Consider the following 11,102-nt stretch of genomic DNA (forward strand, 5'->3'; position numbering starts at 1 on the left):
TCTTGGCCACATCCAGGCCGATCGTGGTAATCTCCATGGCGGATGGTTCCTTTGCTCGGGTTTGCCTGACAGCAAACCATCTTGGCACCTAGATGCCGTGAGCGGGAGCCATCCACCCTATCCGCTTATCGCTCAACAGTCGAGGATGGGCGGCTAGGGTGTGCGCCGGCTAAGCAATGAGCGACGTTCGTCAGAAGCCTTGCTGAAGGCGGCTACCAAATTTTGCTTGGGATCAAGATCCTGTGGTACTTTCCGGGGTAGCCCATCTGCCAGGCGAAGCCGGACGGACTTGAGCTGCGCACAACAGGGAGCCGTCGATGCAAAACATGCCCCCGCATGCATATGGACATCACGACAAGGACGATCATGACCATCATGGCCAGAAGGCAATGGTTCACGATCCCGTCTGCGGGATGGAAGTCGACCCCGAACTGACGCCCCATCGCGCTGAACATGATGGTCATCGATATTATTTCTGCAGCAACGGCTGTCGCGCCAAGTTCGTCGCTGACCCCGTGCTTTACCTCTCCGCGCGGGAGCAGCCCGCTATCGTCTCCGGGACTGTCTGGACCTGCCCCATGCATCCTGAGATCCAGCAGGATCATCCAGGACCTTGCCCGATATGTGGCATGGCGCTCGAGCCCGAAGTGGCGAGCGCGCAGAGCGGACCAAGCGCCGAGCTGCTCGACATGACGTGGCGCCTTAAGGTGGGGTTCCTGCTCGCCTTGCCCGTCTTCGTTCTGGAAATGGGCGGGCATCTCGTTCCCGCTCTGCATCATCTGGTGCCGGCGAGATTGTCGATCTGGATCCAGATCGCTCTCGCCACGCCGGTCGTACTCTGGGCGGGCTGGCCATTCTTCGTGCGCGGATGGCGTTCGCTCGCGACACGCCACCTCAACATGTTCACGCTGATCGCGATGGGCACGGGCGTTTCCTGGGCTTACAGCATGATCGCGGCGCTCGCTCCCGGCCTCTTTCCGCCAGCCTTTCGTAATGCCGATGGCAGCGTCGCGGTCTATTTCGAAGCGGCAGCCGTTATCACCGTGCTGGTGCTTCTGGGACAGGTCCTCGAGTTGCGTGCGCGCGAGCAGACGTCGGGCGCAATCAAGGCGCTGCTCGACCTGTCGCCAAAGACCGCGCGTCGGCTCTTGTGGAATGGCGATGAGGAGGAGGTCAGCCTCGACTTGATCGGCGTCGGCGACCAGTTGCGCGTTCGCCCCGGTGAGAAGGTGCCGGTGGACGGCACCGTAATAGACGGCGGATCGTCGGTCGATGAATCCATGGTTACCGGCGAATCCATGCCGGTGACCAAAAAGATTGATGGCACGGTCATTGGCGGCACGCTCAACCAGACCGGTGCGCTTGTCATCGCGGCGACCAAAGTGGGGCGAGACACGATGCTCGCCCGGATCGTCCAGATGGTGGCGCAGGCCCAGCGCTCGCGCGCGCCCATTCAGCGCATGGCCGATCGTGTCGCTGGCTGGTTCGTGCCCGCCGTGATCCTTGTTGCGATATTGGCCTTTGTCGGATGGAGTCTATGGGGACCGGAGCCGCGCTTCGCTCATGGCCTGATCGCCGCTGTCGCGGTCCTCATCATCGCATGTCCCTGCGCACTTGGTCTCGCCACGCCCATGTCCATCATGGTGGGCGTGGGCCGTGGTGCAAGGCTTGGCGTCCTGATCAAGAATGCCGAGGCGCTCGAGCAGATGGAGAAGGTAGATACGCTGGTCGTCGACAAGACCGGCACGCTGACACTGGGCCATCCGGCGGTTACCGCCATCATACCGGCGTCCGGCCACACCGAAGCGGAGGTCCTCCGTCTCGCCGCCGCCGTCGAGCAGGCATCCGAGCATCCCCTGGCGCTCGCAATCGTCGACATGGCCAGGTCCCGCGATCTCGTGCTGCCACCGGTATCCCAGTTCGATTCCCCAACGGGACGCGGTGCGGTGGGAACAGTCGAGGGCAAGCGCGTTGTCCTTGGTAATGCACCATTCCTCCTCGATCAGGGCATAGACAGTATCGAAGTGGCGCCCGCTGCCGACGACCTGCGCCGCGATGGCGCCACCGCGATTTTCGTGGGCCTGGACGGTCAGGTCGGAGGGATCATCGCGATTGCCGATCCGATCAAAGCAACCACGGCAGAGGCCCTTGGCGCCTTGCGGCAAGAGGGGGTCCGCATCGTGATGCTGACGGGCGACAACCGCAAGACGGCGCAAGCCATTGCCGACAAGCTTGGCATCGACGAGGTCGAAGCCGAAGTCCTGCCTGATCAGAAGAGCGCAGTGGTCAACCGCCTTATTGCCGCAGGCCGCGTCGTTGCGATGGCGGGTGACGGGGTCAATGATGCGCCTGCGCTGGCCGCCGCCAATGTGGGTATTGCCATGGGTTCAGGCACCGACGTTGCCATGGAAAGCGCGGGCGTAACGTTGCTGCGGGGCGATTTGAACGGCATCGTGAGCGCGCGGCGGCTCAGCCAGGCGACGATGTCCAATATCCGCCAGAACCTCCTTTTTGCCTTCATCTACAATGCGGCGGGCGTCCCAGTGGCCGCAGGGCTGCTCTATCCGCTGTTCGGCATTCTGCTGTCTCCGATGCTGGCCGCCGCGGCGATGGCATTGTCATCCGTCAGCGTCGTGACAAATGCCCTTCGGCTGAGGACACGAACCCTGTGAGCTATTCCGCCTGCGTCGCCCAGACGTCTCTACTCTCGCATCCGATTACATTGCCTCCCGCGTCAGACGGGCTATGTTCGGTACATGCAAGATCGACAGGACCAATTCGCCTACTGTGTTCAGCTGCTTGGTGGAACGACAGCATTTGCTCGGCGTCTCAGGATCGATGAGCGGGCTATCCGGCGGTTCATCAATGGCGAGCGCCCCATCAGTGACAACCTATTGCAAGACACCGCGAAGGCATTGCGCGACCTCGCTGCGGACGCCAACGCGGCTGCAGGTACGATTTCTGACAATCTGACCACTGAACCCAGCGACTTCTAATCGGTCAAATCCGACCCAAATTTGCCGTTCAAGGGGCGATTTTTGATCCCCAGGAGCAGACGGTCAGGTTTTCCCTTCCAACCGCGCGTCGAGCCGATCTCGGAATGCCAGCTTCCATCTAGCAATTGGTCCCAAGCTGCCCTCAAGCCTGACTGACGAATAAAGAATCGGGAATATCCGATATCTCATTGACGGGCCATATCGCATCGGATAATTTCGATGCATGGACACCGATGACGCCCTTGCCATTCTCTCCACCCTTGGCCATCCCACGCGGCTCGATGCGTTTCGGCTGCTGATCCGACATGAGCCGGATGGCTTGTCGACCGGCGAACTGGTCGAAGCGTCGGGGCTGACCCAGAGCACATTTTCGACGCATCTGGCCGTGATGGTGAAGGCCGGCCTGGTGCTGTCCGAGAAGCGTGGTCGCCAACAGATCCAGCGCGCCAACCTCGACGCGCTGCGCGGCCTCATGGTCTATCTGGCCAAGGATTGCTGCCAGGGGCGCGCCGAACTGTGCGAGCCGCTTCTGGCCGAACTTACCTGCTGCTGAAGAGGCAACAATGACCGATATCGTGATCTACCATAACCCGCTTTGCGGGACCTCTCGTAATGCCCTGGCCATGATCCGCAATGCGGGTATAGAGCCTCATGTTATCGAGTACCTGAAGACGCCGCCGAGCCGTGCGCTGCTCCTGGAACTCATCGACCGCGCCGGCATCACCCCGCGCGCTCTGCTGCGCGAGAAGGGGACGCCTTATGCCGAACTGGGCCTCCGCGACGAGACCTTGACGGACGAGGCCCTCGTCGACGCGATGATGGAGCATCCTATCCTCATCAACCGGCCGCTGGTCGTGTCGCCACTGGGCGTGAAGCTCTGCCGGCCTTCCGAAGCAGTGCTAGACCTGCTGCCGGCCGAGCAGCGCAGAACTTTCGTCAAGGAAGACGGCGAAGTCGTGGAAGCGACCCGGCGATGAGTCTTTCGGTTCGCCGGGCTGAGGTCGACGACGCGGACGCCATTGCCACCATTTATGCGCATCATGTTCTTCACGGCACGGCAACCTACGAAGTCGTGCCGCCGACCGCGGACGAGACCGTCGAGAAGATCTTGTTGATCACCGGGCGGAGTTGGCCGTTCCTTGTCGCCTGCGATGGATCTGAGCTGGTGGGCTATGCCTACGCCACGCAGTTCCGGGATAGACCGGCCTATGCCTATGCTTGCGAGAACAGCATCTACGTAGCGCACGACCGGCGCGGTGGCGGCATCGGCAAGCTGTTGCTCAAGGCCTTGCTGGAGGCCGCCGATGCCTATGGCTTCCGGCAGATGGTCGCTGTCATCGGTGGCGGTGAACCGGCCTCCGTCGCACTGCACGGCTCTTGCGGCTTTGAGCAGGTCGGCTGCCTGACCGGCATGGGCTGGAAGGCCGGTCGCTGGCTCGACACAGTTTACATGCAGATCGCCTTGGGTGGCGGCACCGCGACCGCGCCTATCGCTTCCGGGAAGGACTGACGATCATTTCGCTGTTCGAACGCTATCTCTCGCTGTGGGTGGCCATGTGCATCGTAGTCGGGATCGGTCTCGGCCATTTGCTTCCCGGCGCCTTCGAGGCGATCGCAGCGCTGGAGATCGCCAACGTCAACCTCGTGGTGGCGGGCCTGATCTGGCTCATGATCATCCCGATGCTGCTACGGGTCGATTTCGGCGCCCTCCATAGCCTTCGGCAGCACTGGCGTGGTATCGGCATTACCCTCGTAGTGAACTGGGCGATCAAGCCATTCTCCATGGCATTGCTCGGCACCTTCTTCCTCGGCCACCTGTTCGCGCCGATGCTGCCTGAAGGCGTATCGTCGTCCTACATTGCCGGGCTGATCCTGCTGGCTGCTGCGCCTTGCACGGCGATGGTCTTCGTCTGGTCCAACCTCGTCGATGGTGAGCCGAACTACACCTTGAGCCAGGTGGCACTGAACGACCTGATCATGGTCCTTGCCTTCGCGCCGCTCGTAGGATTGCTGCTGGGCGTGGCATCGATTACCGTGCCGTGGAGCACGTTGGCGCTGTCGGTGGGACTCTACATCGTCGTCCCGGTGGTCATCTCGCAACTGCTCCGCCGAGTCCTACTTCGCGGGGGCGAGAAGCGGCTCCAGCATTTCCTGTCCGCCATTGGCCCGATCAGCCTTGCCAGCCTGCTGCTGACACTGGTGCTGCTGTTCGGCTTTCAGGGCGAGCAGATCATCCGGCAACCGCTGGTAATCGCGCTGATTGCCGTGCCGATCCTGTTTCAGGTCTATCTTAATGCCGGCATCGCCTATTGGCTCAGCCGCCGTTTTGGCGTGGCATGGTGCGTCGCTGGCCCTTCGGCGCTGATCGGTGCCTCCAATTTCTTTGAACTGGCTGTGGCCGCCGCCATCAGCCTTTTTGGCCTCAGTTCCGGCGCCGCGCTGGCAACGGTCGTGGGCGTGCTGGTCGAAGTGCCGGTGATGCTATCGATCGTCGCCTTGGTGAAGCGGACCCGTCCCTGGTACGAGAAAGGTATTTCCGCATGAGACTGCGCGAACTCGCCGCCCCCGATCACCTTCCTGCGCTAGACAAAGCTTTTGCGTTGGCTCGTCCCGCCAGCGGCCTTGGCCCGGATCAACCGCCTCCGCGTATTCTGCTGCTCTACGGCTCTCTGCGGGAACGCTCGTTTTCGCGCCTCGCCGTGGAAGAGGCGGCGCGCCTGCTAAAGTTCTTCGGCGCCGAGACGCGGATCTTCGATCCTAGCGACCTGCCGCTGCCCGATCAGATAGCGGGAGATGATCACCCGGCGGTGCATGAACTGCGGGAGCACGCGCTATGGTCGGAGGGCATGGTCTGGTGCAGTCCTGAGCGGCACGGCCAGATCAGCGGCATCATGAAGACGCAGATCGATCATCTGCCACTTCAGATGCGCGGGATGCGGCCGACGCAGGGAAGAACGCTTGCGGTCATGCAGGTGTCCGGCGGTTCGCAATCGTTCAATGCCGTCAATTCGCTGCGCTTGCTGGGCCGCTGGATGCGGATGTTCACGATTCCGAATCAGTCGTCAGTGGCGATGGCCTACAAGGAGTTCGACGAAGACGGCCGGATGCGGGCATCGAGCTACTACGAGCGCATCGTCGATGTGATGGAGGAACTGGTCCGCTTCACCGTGCTGATGAGGCCGCACGGGGTGCAGCTCGTTGACCGATACTCCGAACGGAAGGAGGCTGGGCTCCCGGTTGATAACGCAGCGGACCACTCCGCAATTGCAATCATGCCTCAATCCTGATTTTCGCCCTGACCATCGAATGACTGGAAAGAGCGCGTAGCGGCCATCTCCGCTGTCGACCCATGCCGGACGCTTAGCGCCCAAATTTTGATCCTCAGCAGCGGACATTCCACTTTTTCGGTGGCTGTCGTCCACAGTCGGTCATTTCCAGCCAATAAACGTCAGTCGAACTCTTCTTCCACTTGCCCTTCTTCCACGAGCATAAAATGCCTTAATCAAGATCAAAGCGCTGGGTTTTAGTCTCGTTCTGCCATCCGTTAGCCGCTAAGGACGAAAGTGCCATCCGAGCCGAGAGCCTGGGAACGATCGAACGTCTGATGGAGGGGCCGCTTCCAGTGTCTTTTCGAACGGCCCTTGGCTCAGGGCATGTCGATGCGTTGTCGCAATAAATAGAACAAGGGGCGTCGATCCATGAGTGAAGAACCCGCCACGGTTTCCGTCGGGAATCCAGGCTTGGACGTCATCCTGCGCGGAGGCCTGCCGGCCAATCGCCTCTATCTCTGTGAGGGCATGCCGGGATCGGGCAAAACCACCCTTGCGCTCAAGTTCCTGCTGGATGGTCGCGATAAGGGAGAGCCAGCGCTCTACATCACGCTCTCGGAAACCAGCGAGGAACTATCCGTCGTTGCGAAGTCGCATGGCTGGGATCTCGACGGCATTGCCCTGTTTGAACTGGCATCGGCCGATGAAGTGCTCGGAGCTGGTCGCGACCAGTCGATCCTCCATAGCTTCGAGATGGAGCTCGGTGAGACAATTAACCTCATCAAGGCCGAGGTCGAGCGTATCAAGCCGAAGCGTGTGGTGTTCGACAGTCTGTCCGAAATGCGCCTGCTGGCTCAGGATCCGCTTCGCTATCGGCGTCAGCTCCTGTTACTCAAACAGTTCTTTGCTGGCCTGAATACCACGGTCATCCTGGTCGACGACCTTACGAGTTACAGTGGGGAACGCGATAATCATCTTCACAGCCTCTGCCACGGGGTCATCACACTCGAACGGCTGACCCTCGATTTCGGCGCAGCTCGGCGCCGACTCCAGGTTCAAAAGCTGCGCGGCGTCAATTTCATTGCCGGCTACCATGACTTCACGATCCGCAAGGGCGGTCTTGAAGTCTACCCCCGGTTGATCGCCGCCGACCACCATAGCGATTTCAACGACGAGGGAGTGGCGAGCGAGATTCCCGAGCTTGATGCGCTACTGGGCGGCGGACCGGCCCGCGGCACCTGCACACTCATTACCGGTCCATCGGGCGCGGGCAAGAGCACGCTCGCCCTGCAATATCTGGCGGCGGCCTGCCGTCGCGGTGAGAACTGCGTCATTTATGAATTTGACGAGCGTATCGGCACGCTTATTGCCCGCGCTAAAGCGCTGGGCATTGATCTGGCTAGCTTCATCGAAGGTGGCTGCCTGGTGATCCGTCAGCTTGATGCCGCCGAAGTTGCGCCTGGCGAGTTCGCCTCGATGGTTCGTGAAGAGGTCGAAAAACGCGAAGCGCGGATCATCATCATCGACAGCCTCAACGGCTACGTCGCGGCGATGCCGCAGGAGCAGCAGCTCATCCTGCAGCTACATGAGCTCTTGTCCTATCTCAACCAGGCAGGTGTCGTCACCTTTCTCATCAATCCCCAGCAGGGCTTTTTCGGATCGATGCAGACCAATGGTCTCGACGTCTCCTATGTCGCGGACGTCGTCATCCTGCTTCGCTTCTTCGAGGCGCAAGGCCGCATCCGTAAAGCGATCTCGATCGTCAAGAACAGGAGCGGCGCGCATGAGGACACGATCCGCGAACTACGGATTGACACTCAGGGCATCCGCGTCGGCAATCCACTGGCCGAGTTTCGTGGGGTTTTAAGCGGCACGCCAGAATATGTCGGGACGCAGTCGCCGCTGATGGAAGATCGCGGCACCCGTGCATAGAAACGCATCAGAAGGTCACCGCGTCCTCATTTCGGCGCCCTACGGGAGGGATGCGGACAGCGTCGCATTGCTTTTGAAGCGACAGGGCTATGACGCCCATATCTGTCAAAGGCTCACTGACGTCGCCGGTCGTCTTGACGAGCATGTTGGCGTCATTCTCCTGACGGAAGAAGCGCTGGCGACCGATCTCGCGCCGCTGAGCGAGGCGCTACTGGCGCAACCTACTTGGTCGGACATCCCGCTTGTGCTCCTTGCGGGCCGACAGGCGGGCATCGCCCGTTCGGGCGATACCATCCGACGGCGGCTGCCGGACCGGGTCAACAATGTCGTCCTGCTTGAACGGCCTTTGAGTTCAGAGTCGCTGGTCAGCGCGATCGACTCCGCAATGCGTGCGCGACAGAAGCAGTTCGAGATCAGGGATCGGATCCTTGAACTCGATGCCCAGCATGCGCAGATGCGCGTCCTCCTCGAGCATCTCCCCGTCGGCGTGGCCTTCGTCGATACGGATCATAAAACTCTTGTTTCAAATCCTGCTTTTCGGCGCTTCACGCCCACTGGTGCTGTGCCTTCGCAGCTTCCAGACGGCGAGGAACGGTGGATCGGTTATGACCATACTGGCGACCGTATCAAACGGGACCAGTTCGTCACCGTCCGGGCACTACGCGGCGAAACAGTGGAGGGATCAGAGTTTCTCTTCCATCCCCTGCAGGGGGATGACGTCTGGACGCGAGTCAGTGGCGTGCCGCTGAAAGGCCCCGACGGCGCCGTCACTGGCTCGATTTCCGTGATCGTCGACATAGACGCGCAGAAGCGCGCACAGCTTGAGCTGGCCGAGGCAGCCCAGAAGCTGGAGCGCGAAGTGCAGGCTAGAACACAGGACTTGCAGAACGCGCTCGACAGGCTGCAAGCGGAAGCCGCAGAGCGCGAGCGCGCCGAAAATGCACTCCGGCAGTCGCAGAAGATGGAGGCGGTCGGTCAACTCACCGGCGGGATCGCGCACGACTTCAATAACATGCTGACCGGCGTCATCGGTGCCCTCGACATCATGAAGCGGCGCATGGCGTCAGGCCGCCTCGATGATCAGGATCGTTTCATGGATGCGGCGTCCACGTCCGCGCAACGCGCAGCCGGGCTGACCGCCCGCCTCCTCGCCTTCTCACGCCGTCAGTCACTCGACAGCAAGGCGACAGACGTCAACGCACTCGTCCTATCGCTCGAAGATTTGCTTCGGCGGACAATGGGAGAGAATATCGAGGTCGGAATCGTGACGGTTGAAGGGCTACCGCCTGGACTCGTAGACGCCAACCAGCTTGAAAACGCTATTCTCAACCTTGCCATCAACGCACGCGATGCCATGCCTGACGGCGGCCGCCTTACGATAGAAAGCGGCGTCGCGACGGTTGATGAGAGCTACGCCGCGACCCGACCTGATATTGGGGTAGGAAAGTATGTTACGGTGGCAGTGTCCGATACCGGCGTCGGGATGGACGCTGCCACGATAGAAAAGGTGTTCGAGCCCTTCTTCACCACCAAGCCGGTGGGACAAGGAACCGGGCTCGGGCTCTCGATGGTCTATGGTTTTGCCAAGCAATCGAATGGCCAGGTTCGCATCCATTCGACGCCCGGACTTGGAACGTCCATCACGCTCTATTTGCCGATAGCGGATCCCACGAGCGCCGCCGATGAAACAGGCGGTATCGACACTGTTTTCGAAGGCGATGGTCAGACGGTCCTTCTGGTCGAGGACGATCCTTCGGTGCGCTTGCTGATCGGCGAAGTGCTGCGCGAGCTTGGCTACAAGATTGCAGAGGCCGCCGAGCCCAGCGAGGCGATCCGACTTCTGGAGGCCGGCCGGCCGTTCGATCTTATGATCACCGATGTCGGCCTGCCTGGCATGAACGGCCGTCAGCTTGCGGAAGTCGCTCGCGACCATCTGCCCTTGCTGCCGATCCTGTTTGTCACCGGCTATGCCGAGAATGCCGCCATGCGTGCCGGATTCCTTGGCACGAACATGGCTATGATCACCAAGCCGTTCCAGATCGAGATCCTGTCGGCAAAGATCCGCGAGATGCTTAACTGAATGGCACTAGTCGGGGATGTGGCTGAAGGCATATCGACCCATCTGCCGATATTTAGGACGTTCACAATCGGTGGGAAGTCTGGCGTAGCTGCGTAGTTCGAAACACTGCAGGCAGAGCAGATCAATTTAAGCGCGGAAGCCTATGCTCGTCTTTGCATCTTCAATCAGTGCCATGGCCTGACGATACAGGTTAGGATCCCCACCGGTCATGACGGAGAAGACCTGCAGCTTTTCGCGTAGATAAACCTTGGCGAACCCAGGACTTCCCGCAACGATCGATTGCGTGTTGCTGATGAAATCGGCGAGTTTTACGGTTTGCGCATTGGGCGAGATGGTACCGAGACGTTTTGCTTCCGCTGCTTTGCGTGTAGCGCGGTTGCCGTCATGGCACTGATCGGTCAGTTCCATCACCAGAGCAGCAACAGGCTCTCCAAACTCGCGCGCGATGTCCTCTCGGGTTGTTGCAGTATCCTCAATCGTATCGTGCAACAACGCCGCAGCCAACATTTCGTCGGTGTGCGGGATCCTTCGGACAATCTCCATCATAATATGGCCAAATTTACGCGAGAAAATTACGCAAAATTGGCATTTATTGATCTATGTTACGGTAATGTCGAGATTACTTAACTCGCTATAAACCTCGATACGCCATGACCACACACTCTGAAGGGATGGGTCATGGGTTTTCTGGGGCGCTTGTGATCTGCCCCCCGTTGAGTGGCCCAGAGACTATGATAGTCTGGACCACGAAAGGGACGATGAATGCCGAGCAAGAAGCACAAGCCGGAAGAAATTATCGGCAAGCTGCGTGAAGTTGAGATTGTT

Annotated in this window: 10 protein-coding genes; 9 read left to right on the top strand and 1 reads right to left on the bottom strand. The window is 60.3% G+C overall.

The window, feature by feature from the left end:
- Positions 1–389 precede the first annotated feature (389 nt).
- From BRX37_RS25060 to BRX37_RS25100, 9 genes are all read left to right on the top strand, one after another.
- A complete protein-coding gene (locus tag BRX37_RS25060) occupies positions 390–2,672 on the top strand; it encodes a heavy metal translocating P-type ATPase (protein ID WP_268812432.1) in 2,283 nt (760 codons plus the stop codon).
- Between the two features lie 84 nt (positions 2,673–2,756).
- Positions 2,757–2,996: a helix-turn-helix domain-containing protein gene (locus tag BRX37_RS25065; RefSeq protein WP_069335647.1), complete on the top strand. Its 240-nt coding sequence runs from the start codon at positions 2,757–2,759 to the stop codon at positions 2,994–2,996.
- A gap of 223 nt (positions 2,997–3,219) precedes the next feature.
- Positions 3,220–3,549, top strand: coding sequence for an ArsR/SmtB family transcription factor (locus BRX37_RS25070; RefSeq protein WP_048938527.1), 330 nt, complete (start codon positions 3,220–3,222; stop codon positions 3,547–3,549).
- A 10-nt stretch (positions 3,550–3,559) separates the two neighbouring features.
- Positions 3,560–3,973 carry an arsenate reductase (glutaredoxin) gene (arsC, locus tag BRX37_RS25075; RefSeq protein WP_037523022.1) on the top strand — a complete coding sequence of 138 codons (414 nt, stop codon included), beginning with the start codon at positions 3,560–3,562 and terminating at the stop codon, positions 3,971–3,973.
- Positions 3,970–4,506, top strand: a complete 537-nt coding sequence (locus BRX37_RS25080; RefSeq protein WP_125990143.1) for a GNAT family N-acetyltransferase — start codon at positions 3,970–3,972, stop codon at positions 4,504–4,506. Before arsC ends, BRX37_RS25080 begins: the two co-directional genes overlap by 4 nt.
- 5 nt (positions 4,507–4,511) lie before the next feature.
- Complete coding sequence (arsB, locus tag BRX37_RS25085) at positions 4,512–5,540, top strand: ACR3 family arsenite efflux transporter (protein ID WP_037523025.1); 1,029 nt, start codon at positions 4,512–4,514, stop codon at positions 5,538–5,540.
- The gene (gene arsH, locus BRX37_RS25090; protein WP_037523027.1) at positions 5,537–6,283 is read left to right on the top strand and encodes an arsenical resistance protein ArsH; all 747 of its coding nucleotides are present in this window, start codon (positions 5,537–5,539) and stop codon (positions 6,281–6,283) included. The genes arsB and arsH overlap by 4 nt, the downstream gene beginning before the upstream one ends.
- Before the next feature lie 411 nt (positions 6,284–6,694).
- On the top strand, positions 6,695–8,197 hold the full coding sequence (locus BRX37_RS25095) for an ATPase domain-containing protein (protein ID WP_069335645.1): 1,503 nt from the start codon (positions 6,695–6,697) through the stop codon (positions 8,195–8,197).
- Positions 8,190–10,277 carry a hybrid sensor histidine kinase/response regulator gene (locus tag BRX37_RS25100; protein WP_125990145.1) on the top strand — a complete coding sequence of 696 codons (2,088 nt, stop codon included), beginning with the start codon at positions 8,190–8,192 and terminating at the stop codon, positions 10,275–10,277. The genes BRX37_RS25095 and BRX37_RS25100 overlap by 8 nt, the downstream gene beginning before the upstream one ends.
- A 126-nt stretch (positions 10,278–10,403) precedes the next feature.
- Here the strand turns inward: BRX37_RS25100 and BRX37_RS25105 are convergent, their stop codons facing one another.
- Positions 10,404–10,823 carry an HD domain-containing protein gene (locus BRX37_RS25105; RefSeq protein ID WP_202968880.1) on the bottom strand — a complete coding sequence of 140 codons (420 nt, stop codon included), beginning with the start codon at positions 10,821–10,823 and terminating at the stop codon, positions 10,404–10,406.
- Positions 10,824–11,102: the final 279 nt, after the last annotated feature.

Origin of the sequence: Sphingomonas sp. S-NIH.Pt3_0716 (genome assembly GCF_003950715.1) — a bacterium.
Taxonomy (GTDB): Bacteria; Pseudomonadota; Alphaproteobacteria; order Sphingomonadales; family Sphingomonadaceae; genus Sphingobium; species Sphingobium yanoikuyae_A.